Raw genomic sequence first — 17784 nt, 5'->3', positions numbered from 1 at the left:
AATAATTCGTAATTCGTAATTCGTAATTCAGTTTTGTAAGGGTGATAAAGACAATAACTACAAAACTTACCGCTTGTTAGAAGCTCAAGCGACTTAAACTCACAGAATTGGTTAAAGCCGATTTTTTATTACTAAAGTTTGGACTCAATTTTTTGATGATTAAAATTTTACTCTTCAAAATCTTCTTCACTGAGTTCTTCATAGAGCAAATCTAATCCAATCAATACTCTTTCTCTATCTGAAAGATCGCCGATAATTTTGCGAACGGGTGGAGGCAAAATTTTAGATAGTGTTGGCGTTGCCAATATTTTATCTTCTTCTGCCAGTTGCGGGCTTTTCAGGACATCGATGACTTTTAAAGCATAAACACCTTCAAACTCCTCTTCTAAAATGTTTTTGAGTGTTTTTAACGCCCGGACTGAATTCGGGGTGTTCCCTGCTACATAAAGCTTGAGAACGTAGGTTTTTCTGGCTTTATTCATCTACTTAATGGTTATTCATGATCAGAAAAATATAATATTTGTTCGCGGATTGGGAGTCTGTAACAGCAGTAGCTTGTTCCAAGTTGAATATCGATAAATTTAATTTATTTAGAAGTAGAACTCCTATAGACTTCGCACAGGTGAGCCAGGATATCTATCAACGTTAGGCGGTAATCAAGTAAAGTTTCATTGCTCCTTCCTTCTAATTTTAGCTGGTGAGAAAATTCTTCAATTAACTCCATGTGAATTTCGATGATTTGGGGCACAGGAATATGAGCATAAAATATAGTATTGATAAATTTATCAATTTTTTCTGGGAGTGTTTTGTCTGTGGTAAAATAATATATAAGAATCAGGCTGTAATCTGATTTAAGCTCTTTTAATAATTTTTGCCTTTCTGGTGTAGTCATCTCCTGGAAATGCTGTTGGCTTTTTTGCATGTGACTGGCAAATACCTGTATGTATTTGCCAATGTATGCCTTACTTGGATTTTGTCGCGGCCAATTTGGTAAGTAGTTGATTTTTCCACAGGTAGTTGCAGCAACAGGTAAATAGCAAAATTGGGCAATGATTCCATCAATCAATTCCCACGCCCACACGCTCAAACCTTTTTGGTTGGCTAAGTCAACTCGATTATCTAAACATTTGTTAATATCAGGTTGCAGAATGAATATCGGTAATAACATCTATTTTTGAATATATCCCTTTGATCGCCCTGACCAATAAACGTGGGTTGATAAGTTTGGTAAAGGCTTCTAGGGTAATGCTGGGTGTGCAGTAAACTGGTGATTCTAACCCCAAAATAACACTATGTGTTAGCAGATAGTGCTAGCCACTCAGTAACTTAGTTGTATGACTTAGTAGGTCTTTGATGATCAGGTATATGTCGGCATAGCAAGACACAGGAGCTAATTTATTATTTACATATCTCTGTATCTAAATAGATTTTTTTATTTTGCTCATTGATAAGATACTTAAACGAAGTTAAAGGTTTGTCGCATTCTAAATCATTATAATTCCTCAAGGTTCTAAAGCGAATCTTTAGGGTGATAATTGTTTTAACCGTCGCTATCGATCAGGAGTTTAAATACCAGTAAGAGACTGGGGAGGCTAGTTGCTAGAAATCAGAAACGTCGCCTCTTTTGAAAAATGCACTTGTCCGCAAGCAAGTGTCCGTGAGGTAAAATCCCGTTGTTTTAATGGCGTTGAAATAACCAGAGTTGCTTAGATGAGTCTTCTTAGAGGATATGACTTCAGGCGAAAAAACCATCAACTGGCAGATGGAAATGCCGGAGGTTTCCAGAGGAAGAATGACCCCCAAAGCCCTATGTTAATGCTACATTACCCGCTTTATGACTTTCAGGCAACCGTACCTAGCTGCCCCCAAACAAGTTCTCTGGCAGTGGTGTTGGAGATTTTTGAGCAGGAGCAGTGCGATCGCTTGGTAGTAGTGAATCAACAGCAATGCCCCATCGGATTGCTGTATTCTGTCCGTTTAATCCCAAAATTATTAGCAGATAGTGACGATAAAAATCTAAATTTACACCAATCACTCTCAACTTGGGGTCAAGCTCTAATTGAGCCAATACAGACAATATCAGCTTCTGAGTGTGTAGAGCAATTAAGTTTGCGCTTGGGTTATCTCCAAGGCGAAAAACCCCAGAACTTAGATTGGGCGTTGATTGACTCTGATGGTCGATATTTGGGACTGCTGGATAGTTCACGCCTGTTGCGATCGCTGGCTAAGGAACGCATGGCTGGGTTACAAAATTCAGGTGAGCATCGCCATGAATATGATCCTGGTGTGCAGAACCCAAATGAACCCAAGTCATTGGGACACCAGCCACTAGTACACTTGCTGGAAAGACTGCCTTGGCCTTTGATGTTGCAAACGGGTAATGGCGAGGTGGTAGCACGAAATCCCGCCTGGTGGCAGCAATTAGGAGCCTTGAAAGATCCAGAAGGAGTTAGGGAACAGGTGGAGGCAATACTTGTTCCTAAACCCTCCGAAAAACCAGAATATACCACCCAAGGAGCAATCAAGGTTCATCGCAATGGTCGGGAGAATCAGCTTGATGGTGAAGAGGAACCGACTCAGCAAGAAGCATCACCACAGGCTGTATACAGTCGGTGCTATTTGGATAGTCAGGTGGGGACTTGTACCTGCGTTCTCGAAGTGCAAAATGGTCAGGAGCAAATCTGGCAATTTGTCAAAATTCCCTTAGATAGTCCTGAGTTTAAAGTCATAAGTGCTGAGTCTGAGATTGCACTCAGCAATGATTTGTGGTTAATTTTAGCTACTGATGTGACTGAGCAGCAACAGCTTTGTAAAGAACTGGCAGCAAAAAATGCCGATTTAATTCAACTAAATCGGTTGAAAGATGAATTTTTAGCTTGTATTAGTCATGAACTCAAAACTCCCCTAACTGCCGTTCTGGGATTATCGCGGTTGCTCGTGGATCAACAGATGGGAGAACTCAACGAGCGTCAAGCCCGTTATGCGGGACTGATTCATCAAAGTGGACGCCACCTAATGAGTGTGGTTAATGACATTCTAGATTTGACCCGCATGGAGACGGGACAAATGGATTTGACGCTAACTCCGGTGAAAATTCGGGCTGTGTGCGATCGCGCCCTATCGGAGGCTAAAGCCATCCACACTCAAACTACCAAAGCGACATCTGCCTCGCCAACTCAAAATGCCCGTTTATCTGCTCCCCAATTCTGCCTTTCCATTGAACTAGGCTTAGATCAGATGGTGGCAGATGAATTGCGCTTACGCCAAATGCTAGTACACCTACTTTCCAACGCCTTTAAATTCACCGAAATATCTGGGGAAATGGGGCTGCGGGTGAGTCGTTGGGAAGGATGGATTGCCTTTACCGTTTGGGATACAGGCATTGGCATTCCTGAACACCAGCAACACTTAATCTTTCAAAAATTTCAACAACTAGAAAATCCCCTCACCCGCCAATTTGAAGGCACTGGTCTGGGGCTGGTATTAACTCGCGCCTTGGCTCGTCTCCACGGAGGAGATGTCAGCTTCTTATCTCGTGAAGGAAAAGGTAGCCAGTTTACACTACTTCTGCCGCCCAGTCCCCCGAAAACAGGCTTTTCGGAAGCAGATATGGGAATCAGAGAAGAGGAAGAAACACGACATCACCAGACACGGCAAAACCCCGTAGTATCGTCTACTTCCACACAGCATCATCCGGTTAGTTCGCAAGGGTTAGTCTTGGTAGTTGAGGCAGTAGCCCGATATATTGAAGACTTGACTGAACAACTCAAAAGTTTAGGATATCGCGTAATGATTGCGCGATCGGGGACAGAAGCAGTTGAAAAAGCTCGGCGCTTGCAACCAATAGCGATATTTTTGAATCCGTTGCTACCCCTGCTATCAGGCTGGGATGTGCTGACTTTACTAAAATCTGACACCGCAACCCGTCATATATCTGTAATTGTTACCGCGACGGGAGCGGAAAAGGAACAAGCATTTGCTAACCGAGCCGATGCTTTCTTAAGTTTGCCAGTAGAGCATCAGGTTTTAGCACCAGTTCTAGAAAAATTATGTGCTACACAAGCCGTTTTGCAACTAGGGTTAGATAACAGCGCAATTATACCAACTAAAACTCCACTGCGAATTCTCAGATTGGTGAATCCCCAGTTGGAATCGGTGAATCCCCATCTCTCACTTCGAGAACATCGGGTGATTGAAGTAGATGACCTAGATCAGGCAGAACTTTTGGCGCGGGTATGGCAGTTTGATGTCATTTTGCTAGATGTCGAAAGTACCACTGCCCAAATTTATCTGCAACAACTAATTGGGCATCCACGTTTGGCGGCTATACCACTGGTTACTTGCGATGTTGCAACTACCCTAATAGCTTCTAAAATACCAGAATTATCTGTATTTCCTTACTTAACACCATTTGCTAAAGACAACAGTAGTCGCACCGAGAAAACAGACGCCTTACTATCAGTACTGCAAATTGCTTCTGGTATTTGCTGCCCTCCTAACATCTTGGTAGTGGATTTGACAATGCTGCGTGATTTTCCCCAGGTAAGACGCAAGCAAGTTAAAGGTTATCAGACTGAAAAAAATTCCTTAATTAGTAGTGATGCTGAACGGGGTTCTGAGTGGTTCCAAGCTTTAATTCAGTATCTACAAACAGCAGGTTTTAAAGCGGCGATGAGTCCCTGTTGGGCAGAAGTATTACAACAAATTCGCCACCAAAGCGTTGACTTACTGCTAATTTGTTTAGGAGAATCAGCTATCCACAAAGACGTACTAAAAGCACTGAAAACATTGGGAGATTCGCCTTTAAAGTTACCACCAATTTTGGTACTGAATCAGCGATTAAATCACCCAAAAACCAGTTTTCACACTGGGGTAGCTTACAAGGAAATTGACAAGCAGAAGAAGAATATTTTGGAATCGATAGAAACTGTTGTTGGTGCGATCGCTACTCAAATATTACCGCGATCGATATCAATGGAAGACCTCTTAAATCAGATTAATCAAGCTTTAGTTGTCAATGGTTACAATGGCAAATGTTAATGGGAGTAAGAATTTTAGATTTTAGATTTTGGATTTTAGATTGAAATTTAATCCAAAATTGAATTGCCCAATTATGATATGTCTATTTTTTCATTTTTCTTTTTCTTAAAAGGAACTCGAACCAAGTTATAAGCACCCTTGGTCGATAAATTCTTGTAATCATCTGGCTGTAAGTCCATTTGTAAAAACTTTTTCTGTTCCGCCAACAGCAGCAGTGAGCGAGGTTTTAGCCCCTTGGCAGCCTGGTTTTTAATATGCTCTACAGCCTCTTGGGGAAATCCTAAATAATTTACGTGAATGTGGCTGTAAAAGACTACACTAGGCTTTTTGAAGCCAAGCATGATCAATTCTTCATCTGGTTGTTTTGCTTCTAGGATGACCGCAGACAACTCTCTTAAGGGTAATTGACGTTCTTGATCAATGAAAAAGGAAGCAGGTGATAAAACAAAAATTAAAAACGCCGCAAATCCTAGCAAGTTAATACTGATAATGTAGTTCCAACGGCGATTTAGTAAAAAAACCGCAACCAAAACAGCACAAACAAACCAAATCACGCCGGCTATGACTGGTAGACCAGATTGTTGAATTACTTCGTGGAAGTTGGTTATCGCTGGATCACTACCTAATATATGGGTTATGTTAAACAGTGCTATTGCCAAAAATGATAAAAACACTACATTCACCCAACCACTCCAGACGAGTAAGGGGGAGATGGAAGAAGACGCGGGGAGATGATCAAATACTCTCTCTGGATCATTTTCATTCTCCATGTTTGGTAAAAGGTCGCTCCACAACAGGGCTACCAGAATTGCTGCTGCTGGCATTAAAGGCAAGACGTAACTAGGGAGTTTGGTAACAGCAATGGTAAAAAAGCTAAAGATGCTAGCAAACCAGAACCAGGCGAATAAACCAAACTGCTGAAAACGTTCTTGAGAACGCCAGTGCGATCGCTGCCAAAACTTTAGTCTGATTATAGAAGCTGGTAAATACACTGAGTATGGCGTAAAACCCAGCAACACCACTATAAAGTAAAAATACCAAGGTGCTGAATGACCATTAACTACTTCTGTAAAGCGTTCCAGGTTGTGATAACCAAAAAATGAGTTAATGTAATTCCAGCCATTGCGCCAAATGACTAAAGCATACCAGGGCACTGACAAACCGATAATTATCAGTATACCCATGAAGAGGCGCATTTCCCGCAATACCTCTGGTAGCTTTCCCACGTAAAGCAAAAAGGCACCAACAATTAGCCCTGGCAAGACAATTCCGACTGGACCTTTAGTCAAAATTGCGCCAGCAATCAGCACATAAAAAGCTAAGTACCATTTATTAGGGAATGGGGCATGGGGCACTTGTACTGAGCGTTGCCGAAGTATTGGGGATTGGGGATTGGTTATTAATGCTGCTCCCCTGCTCCCCTGCTCCCCTGCTCCCCCTGCTTCCTGCTTTCCGCTTCCTTCCTTCCCTGCGTACCCTAGAAAGAAACATAACAAAGCTGATGCCATGCATCCGGTGAGCAACATATCAGAAACACCCGTTCTCGCCCAAATAATGGTTTCGACATTGAGTGCCATCAGGGCTGCTGCTATAGAAGATGTTAAGTAGCGGCGAGTCGGACGTGAAACTTGCTCTAATTCGTCTTGTTTAGCCAAATACCAGTGTACGGTGTAAAAAGCTAAACAAATTAAGCCGAAGGCCGCGATCGCAGAAGGAAGGCGTACTGCCCACTCATTCACGCCAATCATTGCATAAGCGATCGCCTGACACCAGTAAATTAAAGCAGGTTTATCGAAACGAGTGTCACCATCGAAAAATGGGGTTATCCAATCACCTGTGACTAACATCTGGCGGGAAGCTTCGGCAAACAGTGGCTCTGTCTCATCAACCAAGCCAGTGTTGCCCAAATTCCACCCAAAAGCTACCCAGCCAATCACTATCAACCACAAAATCGACACAGTTATACCAAGGGCTGGATTCTTTTCTATTTTGTGGAACCACTGATCAACAGTGCGCTTAACACTCAATTTCATTCTCATTAGTCAATAGTCAACAATCACTAATCAATAGTCGTTGGTTATCTATCTTTTGTTCTTCGGAGTTTTAAATTTAATAATTTTCCTCTACTCAGTACTTTATTGGACTTTGGACAAAAGTCCAGATTCTGGGAAGCTTGTAGCCGGAGAGAATGATTTGTTGTAGAGGCGATAATTGGTTCTATTATAAACAGAGCGATCGCACATCGACGATCAGTTTTCAGTAACGCCACCCGCGCACCTTCGACTATCGAAGGCGGAAATCTCCACCACTTTTGTTTTAAGGGATGAAAATAGCCAAAACGCCACCTGATGAGTTGTCCGACAAATTCTCTACTTAAGGAAGAGTCTGCAAACTCAGGAACTGCGACTTACATACACAATTGTTCATACCACTTAAGTGATGAATTGCTGCTTTCAAGGAATGATATTCTCGTGGCGTAATCTCTCGAAGAGATCAAGGAAGGACAGCAGCGTTTTTTGATAATCGAGAAATCCAAGGCCCCTGCTCTTCGACATATCGTAGAGGCATTCGATTTCCCGACCCAAATCTGCATCGGTATGCCACCAAGAGGCAAGTTGGGTCAACAAATGCGGCTTGAGACCGTGTTGAGCAACAATACCATCCCACACTGGTCCAGCCTCTCTCATCTGCTTAGCCAAAGGAGTCGCATACCCTGGGTAAGGTGCGGCCTCTATGCCAAAGAATGCCGCGAGTTCTGGCCACAGCCAGCGCCAGCGGAAGATATCACCATTGACGATGTTGAAAGCCTGGTTGGCGGCTTCAGGCGTAATCGAAGCCCACTCAAGATGCCGTGCGAGCAGATGTGCGTCAGTGACATCAAACAAGCCGTTGTACTGCTGGGGCGAGCCGGGGAAGAGAAAGGGGTGTCCGGTTTCGCGGCAGATAGTCGCGTACACTGAGAGTGTGACGCCCATGTTCATCGCGTTGCCGAGTGCGTAGCCAATGATCGTTGATGGCCTGTGAACACTCCACTCGAAGCCTCGCTGCGCGGCCTTTTCAAACAGAATGTCTTCCTGCACATAGTAGAAGTTCAGACCGGGGACGCGAGGCTGCTCCTCCCGGAACGGCGTATCCAACGTGCTTTGTCCATAGGCCTCGAACGAGCCTAGATAGTTCTTCCCGCCGGTCACAAGGGCAACGTGAGTAAGCCTGGGTGCAGCATCCAGCGCCTCAAGCAGGTTGCGAAGCATCGCACCGTTCACATCGCAGTTCTCTTGCTCGGTAGCCTGGCGGGACCAGGTACAGAAAAAAACGTGCGTCACATCGATTCCTGCCAGCGCCGACTTCAGTTCGTCACCGTCGAGCAGATTTGCCGAAACGGGAAGGATTCCTTGCTCTGTCGATGGGTTGCGGGCTAGCCCGTACACCGTCCAATCGCTCGTCCTTACAAGGTGGTCGGAAAGGTTCTTGCCCACAATGCCTGTCGAACCTGCGACAAGGGCAATTTGTCTGGTGCTCATCAAGATCGTCCTTTCTACTGTAACTGTCAGTTTCAATAGTGCCACAGGTTGAAAACAAGTACCATCTGTGTAAATTTTCTTAGGCTTTAGGCGTTTAACTCAGTTTGAAAAATAGCTGGGGTAATTATGATGCCTAGATTTTTTATTCGCGACAGATTTACGCGAACACTTCTTTTTGTCCAAAATCCAATACTTTACACTTTACCAACTGTCGGGTATGGATGTAAAAATAAAGATATCAGCGAAGGGTAAATAATGCCCCTTCCGCACGGGCTAAACCTAGCTATCCGCTAACAGCACTATTTATGGACTCAACACTAGTTGCCATTCTCTGTTTTGGGAATTCCACTTAGGTAATTGAGTTTCGCCGACAACATAGGGACCCCAGTAACGACGCGAACCATCTTGTGCAAAAGCAACTAAAATATCTCCCTTCTCCAGCTTTAAATTATTCTCAGGTAGGGATAGAATCAGCCCTTTATCACTACCTTCTTCGGGAGCAAAATCCCAATGTGCCGGTACATCATAGTTCGTCTGTTTAGTACCAGAGCCTTTTCCTACCGACTCTCGCGCCAGTAGAGCCAGCCGCACAGGCTGATTTGTTTGATTGCTCATCCGCAAAGTCCCTTGATATTTGACTTTGCTAGCTGATTTATCACGATCTGCCAAGACAGGATGAGTATTCTCTCTACTGTTATGTTCTACTTGATTGGTTAAGGGGGAAATACCTTTTTCAGGTGAAACGGGTGTAGATGAAGTTCTTTCCAACTGGGTAGTTTCATTTGGCAGTTGTGAAGATGTATCTGGGTTTGTGGACTCAAAGGATACGCTCACTCCAAAGCATCCTACCAAAGCAACAAACAGTCCCAAGCAACAAGCTGTAACACCGACGTTACGATACACTGAAGATTTCATATTGATAGTTATTAGAAATAAATATTTTGTCTAGGCTTGACCAAATAGTAGCCTATTATCACAAAAGGCAATCATAAAAAGTAGCTTAATATAGACTTTCTGAAAATTAAGGGCACAAATGTATTATAAGTATCATTTTAAAAAAAACATTTTAAGTAAGTAATTTCTTTGATGTTTGACAAAAAAGGGATAGAGTTACCCATTGCTTCGGATCTTGACCGTAGGCTTAGATAAAAACAAAAAATTAGATACCGAGCCAGCTAATTCATTTTGATCAAAAAATAAAAGTTTCCTGAAACCGCTAACGGTTTCAATCAGGCGTCCTTGGCCACAGTGAAAGCCCAGCACATATAGGACTCATACTTGATTTTTATAATACAGGTATGGTGCGTTCCCATAGCGTAACGCACCTCTGTAGGGTTTTAGTACCGTAGTCTCGGCGATAACACACCCTACATATACTTAAGTTTTTTCAAAAATCAAATTGGATTGCTATATGTATAATATTAACAAACAAGCTTAGGCTAAAACCAATATCTTCTTTAATAAATATAGAGATATTTTAAGATATCTTGACTTTCCCCCAGAAGTCTATCTGATGCAAAACACTCGTCTCAATAACTTGTTCGATGCCATTGCTAGAGGCTTGGGGCAATGGTTTTTAAATCCTTGGCGGCGACTATCGTTGCTGATAATTAGTTTTTTGTTCGGTTTTTTTCTGGGAAACGCAGTTTCCACTACATCTGGTCAACAGGGTATATTGGACGTTGTGATAGCTGGTTTTTTAGTACTGTTGACGGAAATTACCAGCAGGATATTTTATAGTCGCAGCTTTTTGTCAAAGCGATCGCTCTTGGTAGAATCACTAAATCTCCTGAAAGTTGGTTTTACCTACAGCCTGTTTCTCGAAGCCTTTAAGCTGGGATCGTAGGGAGATGGGGAATTTATGGATTTGTGGCTGGGTGAAATTTTGGCAACGGATGCGGTGGGGGAAACTTGGCATCAGCAAGCAAGAGAAGCAGCGCTGGTAAATAAGTTAAGGGCTAAAGCTTTTGGGATCACGCCGGAAAATGTCGATGAAGTGATAAAAAGGCGATCGCATTTACTAAAATCTATCCTCCCAGCTTTTAGCCAATTTTGTCAAACTACTCTCCAGGTACAACCCCAGGAAATGTTACAGGTATTGTGGGACTTGTGGCTTCCTTTGGGGATCAAACTCGCATTACAGCGCCAACAGTTGGGACGCCCCCTGATTCAGGGAATATTGGGAGGACAAGGTACTGGTAAAACCACAATATGCAAAATTCTCAGCTTGATTCTCGATCAGTTGGGATACAGAACTCTGAGTTTGTCTTTGGATGACTTATATAAAACTTACAGCGATCGCTTGCTTTTAACACAGCAAGATCCCCGCTTGATTTGGCGCGGGCCACCAGGAACTCACGATGTAGATTTAGGCTTAAATGTACTAGATCAAATCCGCCAGTCGCAAAGCCCAGTTATGGTTCCCCGTTTTGATAAATCTGCATACAGAGGCGCTGGCGATCGCACGACTCCAGAAATGGTAACAGGTGTAGATATTGTACTATTTGAAGGTTGGTTTGTGGGTGTGCGCCCAATCGTTCCAGAGGCATTTAATACTGCACCGCCGCCAATTCTCACAGATGAGGATAGAGCATTTGCCCGTGATATTAATCGTCGCCTCCACGATTATTTACCACTATGGGAGCGATTAGACAGCTTAATTTTGCTCTATCCCACCGATTACCGGTGTTCTTTGGAGTGGCGCAAACAGGCGGAACAGCAGATGATTGCTGCGGGGAAGTTGGGGATGAGCAATGTAGAGATAGAGCAATTTGTCAATTATTTTTGGCGATCGCTTCACCCGGAATTATTCATCAAGCTGTTGGTAAAAGATGCGACAGTGGTTGATATGGTGATTGAGATTCATCCCGATCATAGTTTTGGTGAAGTATATTGCGATCGGATTAATTCATATTATTCTCAATATTACAGCAGTTTTCATGTATTTGAACCACATCTGTCGTAGGGGCACAGAAAAAGCTCATTGGTGTCAACTTAACGTAGAAGTTAGGTAAGGCATACTTTCGAGGTTTGACCCTCACCCCCAGCCCCTCTCCCAAAATTGGGAGAGGGGAGCAAATTCTCTAGTTCCCCTTCTCCCAAGTTGGGAGAAGGGGAGCCAGAATTTCAAAGTCCCTCTCCCAGATTTGGGAGAGGGATTTAGGGTGAGGGCAAAAACTACGCTTATAAACTTAGATGAAGTTTAAATTTTTGGATTAGGGGACTTGAATTTGTCCACCCTGTGGTTTTGATAATGCTTGTAATTCTTCCCAAGAATAGTGAGGGAGTAGTTCAATAGGTTTGTGATTGGCTCCTAATCCCAATCCACTTGTCGGCTGGAGTTCTGTAATTAATTCTTCAGCGTACCCTACCAGCTTATTGGCTGCAACCCCACCAGTAATTGCCCCTGCAATCCCACCAATTGCAGCACCTAACTTACCACCAATGGAGCTACCCAGTGCGGCTCCTGCAACACCACCTCCCAGAGCACCTACACTTGTAGCCAGGGGATGAGGCGAATCTGTCGCTTCTAAATTGTCCGGTTGAGATTGAATCTGTGGTTGCTGTTGTGGTGTAATTTGCTGTTCATTGTTCGTCATAATTTTTGCCCTTTTTGAATCGTTCAGCTATGCGTTAGCGTTCCCGGAGCGTCTGCTTTGCATTCAGCGTTGCTGCAAGTAGGTTGCCAACGCGCAACGCATTCGCCATAATCGTTAATGTCGGGTTAGCACCGGAATTTGACGGGAAAAAACTACTATCTACCAAGTAGAGATTATCGACATCATGGGTACGGCAATTGACGTTAAGGACTGAGGTTTTGGGATCTGTCCCAAATCGACAACTACCACATTGATGGGCAACTGCTTGTTCAGGTAGGTTAGTACGGGGATAAAGGCTAAATGGCAGGACGTGTTTAGCAGAGTCAGGGATTGATTTAAGTACAGATGTCCAGCGATGGATTAAGCGATCGCTTGCTTCGGTATTATTAAGTGTATAGTCAACGTGAATCTTGTCACCCATCACCCGAATCCGATTATTCGGATCTGGTAAATCCTCTGTTTGCAACCACCAGCCAACCGATCGCTCGGCTAGCAAATGGCGCTCATAATGAGGAATCAGCTTGACAAATGGTGCCATCAGTGGTGGAGCTTCTCCGGGAATCATATCGGCTAGCACATTACCTGTATTTTGTACCATGCCCATCGGATAAGGAAAATCCGGCTCTCCCCAATAAAAATCGTTGACAGCGATCGTTTTTTGAAAGTTGGCGTGATTCACCTCTAGATGTATGGAAACTATAGCTGTTTCCAGTTGCTTCATGAAATTCCGCCCCACCTGATCGGAACTGTTTGCTAATCCGTTGGGATGCTGATCGTTAGCAGATCGTAGCAGCAAAGCAGCTGAGTTGACAGAACCACAGGCAACAACCACAATATCGCTTGTGAACCAATGTTTTTCCCCGGCAATTTCAGTTTCTACTCTTGTAACCTCTCGCCCCGACTCATTGGTATGCAGCCGCAAGACTTTGGCATTAGTTAAAAGGGTCAAATTGGCATACATCTCGCGGGTAGGACGAATGGCGTTAACATCGGCATCGGCTTTTGCACCTACGAGACAAGGATATCCGTCAAAGGTATCGCAGCGAATGCAGGGACTCTTGGTGCGATCGCTTTCATTGAGCTTTAATCCTAGTGGTAGGTGAAATGGGTAGTAACCCAGTTCGCGGATACCATCAGCAAGTGACTCCATATCTGGCTCATGACTAACTGGCGGATAAGGATATGGTTCGCTGCGAGGTGGTTCTGTGGGATCTTCCCCTTCCTTGCCATGCACATCATACAGCTTTTCTGCCTGTGTGTAGTACGGCTCAAAATCTTGATACTTCAAAGGCCATTCTGGAGAAATTCCTCCCTTGTGAATTACCCTTTCAAAATCTCGCTCTCGGAATCGAATTAAGGCCGCACCGTAGAGTTTAGTATTGCCACCAACCCAATAACCTGTCTGGGGCTTAAAAGCTTTGCCTTCCTTGTTATACCATTGCTCATCTGTATGGTAGCGATGTTTTTCATAAACCTCCTCTGGATTCCAGTTAGCTTTTTCTCTGGGCAAAAAGTCGCCTCGTTCCAGCACTAGAATTTTTTTACCTGTAGGTGCAAGGCGGTGAGCCAGTGTCCCTCCACCGGCTCCCGTACCGATAATGATGATGTCGTAGCGCTCAGTGATGTTCATCATATATGTAAGATGTTTGTACGATCTATATCGATGGTTTGAGGTAAATTAAAAGTCATTTAATAATAATTATCTTTATACCAATTACCTAAAGAATTATACTTAACAATTAGCGATAAACATATAAATATAAGTTATAGAGGACTCGTATTTGATTTTTGAAAAAAATCAGTACACCCCGAAAAGGCTTCTTCCCATTCGGCTACGGTCACGGCAAGCCCACTCCTTGTCTACGCAAATAATTTCAAAAATCAAAGCAGACTGCTATACACTCCGTTGGGAAAAAAGATTTAAGTATACCTTTATATAGAACTAGTATTTGATTTTTGAAATGAACGTAGTGCACTGTCTAGGCTAAAATAGTGCATTAGACGTAGGTTGGGTGGAGCGGAGCGCAACCCAACTGATTATCAGGATGTTGGCTTTGGCAAAGCCTCCACCCAACCTACAATTTTTTTGTAACATTCTAGCTTAGACAGGCTACTACAAGACTATCGAGATTTTTTCAGAAATCAAATATGATTCCTATAGCAATTTAATATTAACTTGAACCGACTATTTATCGCCAGTAAGCAAGTTAAATAATAAGATATTCCTATGCCTGAAGCCATTGAGATTTATGACGATCGTATGTCTGCCTTACTACGCCCAGGTGCTTCACTCCAAGAGCTAGCCAACGGTGCAGTCCATAGCGAAGGCCCTGTTTACTTCCATGAAGATGACAGTATTGTGTGGAGTGATGCTCACGGCAACCGCCTGTTGCACTGGAGTCCTACCAACAACGTCAGTGTCCTCCGAGATCCATCTGATTACCAAAGCGGTAATTACCGCGATTTGGAGGGTCGTCTGGTTGGATGTTCCTCCGGTCTGCGTGCGATTATTCGACGCGAACATGATGGTGAATGGAAGGTTTTAGTCGATCGCTACCAAGGCAAACGCCTTAACAGTCCAAATGATTTGGTAGTCAAAAGTGACAACACAATTTGGTTCACCGATCCGCCCTATGGTATCACCGAGCCGAACCAAGGTTACGGCGGTGAACAGGAACAACCGGGAAGTTACGTATATCGCTTCGATCCGGCTAGTGGTGAGATTTATCCGGTAGTAACAGACATGGTGCGCCCGAATGGACTGGCTTTCAGTCCAGACGAAAGCCTTTTGTATGTCTCAGATACAGCTGGGTTTAATATTCCTGGTGGACCTCATCATCTTCGCGTCTACGAGGTTGGAGACGTAGGCGTAGCCCGTCGTAGACATCGCCATCTGAAGAATGGCCGCGTTTTCTGTGTCATCGATCCAGGACAACCGGATGGACTGCGGGTTGATGAACATGGCAACATTTTTACTAGTTCTCAAGACAGTGTGCAGGTATACGCCCCCGATGGAACTCAGTTGGGAAAAATTCTTGTGCCAGAGATCAGCACTAATCTAACTTTCGGTGGAAAGGAAGGCGATCGCCTTTTGATCACAGCCGGTCATTCCTTATATGTTATCGACCTGAATACCCGTGGTGTACGACTATGATTTATCAATTTGGGCTGGGTGTAGCGATCACCTTTTTTCTAGCTGAATTTAATTACCCACAGCTAGGACTACACTTGTTAAGTTCACTCTCTGGTGTGTATGCTGACGGACTCCCAGGATTGGCACTTTTACTACTAAGAGTTAGTCTTGGCGGGTTGTTTATACTACACGGCTATCCAAAAATAATGCACCTTCGACGCTGGGCTGAGGCTCTAAAAATGCCTGTCTTTCTTTGCTTTTTATCAGCTGCGTCGATGTTAGGTGGCGGAATTTTTCTCATAATTGGATTCCTCACCCTCTTAGCAACCTTGCCGATTCTCGGCTCAATGATTTATGCGATATATTTAGATATTTCTGGAAGTAAGCCTTTTGTAGCCCAAGATCCCTACTTAATTCCTGAAGAACAGTATCAGGGACCTTTAGGAAAAGGTGAACCGCCAAGTTGGGAAAAAGCCTTTATGTACTGCGTGATGCTGATTGCGATCGCGGTTTTAGGCCCTGGTGCTTATTCGCTGGATGCTGGGATTTTTGGAAGATGAATCATTGAATCCTTACCAAATATTTATGATTCAGTTATTAATCAAGGCTACATCATAAAATTTAAACTTCTGAGCTACAGTAATTATCGTTAGACCTTCTACCAAAGCCTGAGCAATTAACATCCGATCAAAAGGATCTTTATGATACATTGGCAAATCAGCAACCTTTATTCCATGTGCCAAGGTAATCGCTAAAACCTCTAACTGACTAAAGCGCAAAGCCTCCTCTAAATTACTAGGAGCTATTAACTTTCCTAAAAACTGTTTAATCGAAATTTACCAAGCACTAATAGCACTTACAAAAATTAAATTCTCAGGGTTAGTAATTACTTCTCGTACCTGATTTGACAACTTAGAATCATTTTCTAAAAACCATAGCAGGATATGAGTATCTAGCAGAAAACTCATTAATCTTCCCCATAAAAAGCAGCGATCGCCTCTTCTGAAGTGTCATCAAAATCATCAGAAAGCTTAACCTGTCCTTGCCAAAAACCCGCAACTCTGGGTTCTAAAACATCTTCACTACTGATCACCAGCGAGCCATGATTTAAACCCGCTTTTTCAACTATAGAGTCTGCTTGAGACAGAGGTAAAATTTTTGCCCAAGGAACCCCTTGACGAGTTAGCGTAATTTCAACATGATTTTGGATATCTGATAATAAATCAAGTAAGTTATCAGATAAGTAAGCAATATCGAAAGTTTTTTCTGACATTTGTATTTATGTCCTACTGACTACAAGCATTATAGCCAGAGAATAAAGTCAGAGTTTTGATGACACAAGGCTTTTGACCAAAAAATCCTGATTAATAGCATTGTGTGAGAAAATCAAGGCTTAAATCCGCTTCCTATTTCAAGATTCCGCAATTAGCAATATTGCGTGTCCATCAGGGTCTTTAACTAAACAACCGTTACGATCAGGACTTGCACTATCAGTAAACTGCACAATCCGCGATGACACAAACTGAACCCCATTCTGCCGCAGTATCTCTACTGCTTGCTCAATGTCATTGACAACAAGTTCAATTTGCACCTTCGCAATATCGCAACTTTTCCAGTCACTCGGTATAGGACGGCCTTTTCCAGGCAAAATATAGTCTAACAGTTCAATTCCCACACCATCTTGAACAGTTCGTAGTGCTGTAATTTGGACTTTCGCTCCTGGTAAATTATCCAAGCGAGTTTGGGTTGACTGCCAGTTAAGACTGCGGCTATCAATTTGCATTCCCAGGAGATCGCAGTAAAAGTGTAGACTTTGCTCGGTGTTAGAAACTGCGATTGCACTATGATCAATTCCCAAAAATAAGCGGTCGCTGTTTTGATGCCATTTATCTTTTCCTTTATCAGGCGGAAACCAAATTAACTCTAAATCATGACCGTCAGGGTCTTTAAACTTGAAGGCACGCACACCAGCAGATGCTTCATTATCAGGTGGCATTGTCTGAGGAGAAACTGAAATTGCTTCAATGGGAAATGAACGCAAGTGAGCATAGGCGCGATCCATATCACTGACCACAATCGCCAGATGTTGAAACCACAGGTCATTACTTTGTGAATCGCTGGGAATGGGTTTACCCTGAATCTTGAGATACTCCATCAACTCAATAAGTTCATCACCTAGTCGTAAAGTGATAATGCGAACTTTTGCCTCAGCCACATCTTGTAGATCGCTGTAATCCTGTCCTTCAACAGTGATGTCGGAAACTAGTTCAAAACCAAGCGCTTCTTTATAGAACTCCAAAGAGCGATGTCTACGACGGGCTACGCCTACGCAGTTCGTCACAGTTAATCCAATAGCTCGAATTCTTTGTACCTGTATATACTTTTGACTAGGCATCTTCGACAGCCTCTGTACTTACAATTAAGGGCAGCCAGACATAATACAATTGATATAATTGCCTCTGCTTGAAATGCGGATAAAATATCTTAATTT

At 43.2% G+C, this 17784-nt stretch carries 16 protein-coding genes; 5 read left to right on the top strand and 11 right to left on the bottom strand.

Features of this window, described 5'->3' with window-relative positions; genetic code table 11:
- Positions 1-167: 167 nt before the first annotated feature.
- On the bottom strand, positions 168-482 hold the full coding sequence (gene kaiB / locus ACYTXL_RS08695) for a circadian clock protein KaiB (protein WP_461924364.1): 315 nt from the start codon (positions 480-482) through the stop codon (positions 168-170).
- Positions 483-586: 104 nt separating this feature from the next.
- The gene (locus ACYTXL_RS08690; protein ID WP_461924363.1) at positions 587-1168 is read right to left on the bottom strand and encodes a KaiA family protein; all 582 of its coding nucleotides are present in this window, start codon (positions 1166-1168) and stop codon (positions 587-589) included.
- Positions 1169-1710: 542 nt separating this feature from the next.
- On the opposite strand from ACYTXL_RS08690, the gene ACYTXL_RS08685 reads away from it, so the two are divergent.
- Positions 1711-5040 carry an ATP-binding response regulator gene (locus ACYTXL_RS08685; protein WP_461924362.1) on the top strand — a complete coding sequence of 1110 codons (3330 nt, stop codon included), beginning with the start codon at positions 1711-1713 and terminating at the stop codon, positions 5038-5040.
- A 71-nt stretch (positions 5041-5111) separates the two neighbouring features.
- Here ACYTXL_RS08685 and ACYTXL_RS08680 read toward each other — a convergent pair whose 3' ends face one another.
- From ACYTXL_RS08680 to ACYTXL_RS08670, 3 genes are all read right to left on the bottom strand, one after another.
- Positions 5112-7079 (bottom strand): ArnT family glycosyltransferase, encoded by a 1968-nt coding sequence (locus ACYTXL_RS08680; protein ID WP_461924361.1) that lies wholly within the window; start codon positions 7077-7079, stop codon positions 5112-5114.
- A gap of 414 nt (positions 7080-7493) precedes the next feature.
- The gene (locus tag ACYTXL_RS08675; protein ID WP_461924360.1) at positions 7494-8561 is read right to left on the bottom strand and encodes an SDR family oxidoreductase; all 1068 of its coding nucleotides are present in this window, start codon (positions 8559-8561) and stop codon (positions 7494-7496) included.
- A 303-nt stretch (positions 8562-8864) separates the two neighbouring features.
- Positions 8865-9476 carry a hypothetical protein gene (locus ACYTXL_RS08670; RefSeq protein WP_461924359.1) on the bottom strand — a complete coding sequence of 204 codons (612 nt, stop codon included), beginning with the start codon at positions 9474-9476 and terminating at the stop codon, positions 8865-8867.
- 598 nt (positions 9477-10074) lie between these two features.
- Here ACYTXL_RS08670 and ACYTXL_RS08665 point away from each other — a divergent pair.
- Both ACYTXL_RS08665 and ACYTXL_RS08660 read left to right on the top strand, forming a co-directional pair.
- Positions 10075-10407 (top strand): DUF565 domain-containing protein, encoded by a 333-nt coding sequence (locus ACYTXL_RS08665; protein ID WP_461924358.1) that lies wholly within the window; start codon positions 10075-10077, stop codon positions 10405-10407.
- Between the two features lie 15 nt (positions 10408-10422).
- Complete coding sequence (locus ACYTXL_RS08660; RefSeq protein ID WP_461924357.1) at positions 10423-11526, top strand: glycerate kinase; 1104 nt, start codon at positions 10423-10425, stop codon at positions 11524-11526.
- Between the two features lie 250 nt (positions 11527-11776).
- Here the strand turns inward: ACYTXL_RS08660 and ACYTXL_RS08655 are convergent, their stop codons facing one another.
- Together ACYTXL_RS08655 and ACYTXL_RS08650 are read right to left on the bottom strand one after the other, a co-directional pair.
- A complete protein-coding gene (locus tag ACYTXL_RS08655) occupies positions 11777-12160 on the bottom strand; it encodes a hypothetical protein (protein ID WP_461924356.1) in 384 nt (127 codons plus the stop codon).
- A gap of 34 nt (positions 12161-12194) precedes the next feature.
- Positions 12195-13790, bottom strand: coding sequence for a GMC oxidoreductase (locus ACYTXL_RS08650; RefSeq protein ID WP_461924380.1), 1596 nt, complete (start codon positions 13788-13790; stop codon positions 12195-12197).
- Between the two features lie 597 nt (positions 13791-14387).
- Here ACYTXL_RS08650 and ACYTXL_RS08645 point away from each other — a divergent pair.
- Entirely contained in the window at positions 14388-15314 is a 927-nt protein-coding gene (locus ACYTXL_RS08645) for an SMP-30/gluconolactonase/LRE family protein (RefSeq protein WP_461924355.1), read from the top strand.
- Positions 15311-15853, top strand: coding sequence for a DoxX family protein (locus tag ACYTXL_RS08640; protein WP_461924354.1), 543 nt, complete (start codon positions 15311-15313; stop codon positions 15851-15853). The genes ACYTXL_RS08645 and ACYTXL_RS08640 overlap by 4 nt, the downstream gene beginning before the upstream one ends.
- A 30-nt stretch (positions 15854-15883) precedes the next feature.
- On the opposite strand, the gene ACYTXL_RS08635 is transcribed toward ACYTXL_RS08640, so the two are convergent.
- The 4 genes from ACYTXL_RS08635 to ACYTXL_RS08620 all read right to left on the bottom strand — a co-directional run bounded on the left by ACYTXL_RS08635 (position 15884) and on the right by ACYTXL_RS08620 (position 17688).
- Positions 15884-16099 (bottom strand): type II toxin-antitoxin system VapC family toxin, encoded by a 216-nt coding sequence (locus tag ACYTXL_RS08635; RefSeq protein ID WP_461924379.1) that lies wholly within the window; start codon positions 16097-16099, stop codon positions 15884-15886.
- Positions 16100-16129: 30 nt separating this feature from the next.
- The gene (locus ACYTXL_RS08630; protein WP_461924353.1) at positions 16130-16261 is read right to left on the bottom strand and encodes a DNA-binding protein; all 132 of its coding nucleotides are present in this window, start codon (positions 16259-16261) and stop codon (positions 16130-16132) included.
- Positions 16261-16566: a hypothetical protein gene (locus tag ACYTXL_RS08625; protein ID WP_461924352.1), complete on the bottom strand. Its 306-nt coding sequence runs from the start codon at positions 16564-16566 to the stop codon at positions 16261-16263. The genes ACYTXL_RS08630 and ACYTXL_RS08625 overlap by 1 nt, the downstream gene beginning before the upstream one ends.
- Before the next feature lie 138 nt (positions 16567-16704).
- Complete coding sequence (locus tag ACYTXL_RS08620; protein ID WP_461924351.1) at positions 16705-17688, bottom strand: VOC family protein; 984 nt, start codon at positions 17686-17688, stop codon at positions 16705-16707.
- Positions 17689-17784 lie beyond the last annotated feature (96 nt).

The sequence above is a fragment of the Nostoc sp. genome (assembly GCF_054880495.1).
The sequence above is the reverse complement of the archived record's forward strand: the minus strand, read 5'-3'. Positions and strand labels throughout refer to the sequence as shown.

Coding starts and splice junctions, on each gene's coding strand:
- kaiB (WP_461924364.1), bottom strand. CDS start 482: ATGAATAAAGCCAGAAAAACCTACGTTCTCAAGCTTTATGTAGCAGGG.
- ACYTXL_RS08690 (WP_461924363.1), bottom strand. CDS start 1,168: ATGTTATTACCGATATTCATTCTGCAACCTGATATTAACAAATGTTTA.
- ACYTXL_RS08685 (WP_461924362.1), top strand. CDS start 1,711: ATGAGTCTTCTTAGAGGATATGACTTCAGGCGAAAAAACCATCAACTG.
- ACYTXL_RS08680 (WP_461924361.1), bottom strand. CDS start 7,079: ATGAGAATGAAATTGAGTGTTAAGCGCACTGTTGATCAGTGGTTCCAC.
- ACYTXL_RS08675 (WP_461924360.1), bottom strand. CDS start 8,561: ATGAGCACCAGACAAATTGCCCTTGTCGCAGGTTCGACAGGCATTGTG.
- ACYTXL_RS08670 (WP_461924359.1), bottom strand. CDS start 9,476: ATGAAATCTTCAGTGTATCGTAACGTCGGTGTTACAGCTTGTTGCTTG.
- ACYTXL_RS08665 (WP_461924358.1), top strand. CDS start 10,075: ATGCAAAACACTCGTCTCAATAACTTGTTCGATGCCATTGCTAGAGGC.
- ACYTXL_RS08660 (WP_461924357.1), top strand. CDS start 10,423: ATGGATTTGTGGCTGGGTGAAATTTTGGCAACGGATGCGGTGGGGGAA.
- ACYTXL_RS08655 (WP_461924356.1), bottom strand. CDS start 12,160: ATGACGAACAATGAACAGCAAATTACACCACAACAGCAACCACAGATT.
- ACYTXL_RS08650 (WP_461924380.1), bottom strand. CDS start 13,790: ATGAACATCACTGAGCGCTACGACATCATCATTATCGGTACGGGAGCC.
- ACYTXL_RS08645 (WP_461924355.1), top strand. CDS start 14,388: ATGCCTGAAGCCATTGAGATTTATGACGATCGTATGTCTGCCTTACTA.
- ACYTXL_RS08640 (WP_461924354.1), top strand. CDS start 15,311: ATGATTTATCAATTTGGGCTGGGTGTAGCGATCACCTTTTTTCTAGCT.
- ACYTXL_RS08630 (WP_461924353.1), bottom strand. CDS start 16,261: ATGAGTTTTCTGCTAGATACTCATATCCTGCTATGGTTTTTAGAAAAT.
- ACYTXL_RS08625 (WP_461924352.1), bottom strand. CDS start 16,566: ATGTCAGAAAAAACTTTCGATATTGCTTACTTATCTGATAACTTACTT.
- ACYTXL_RS08620 (WP_461924351.1), bottom strand. CDS start 17,688: ATGCCTAGTCAAAAGTATATACAGGTACAAAGAATTCGAGCTATTGGA.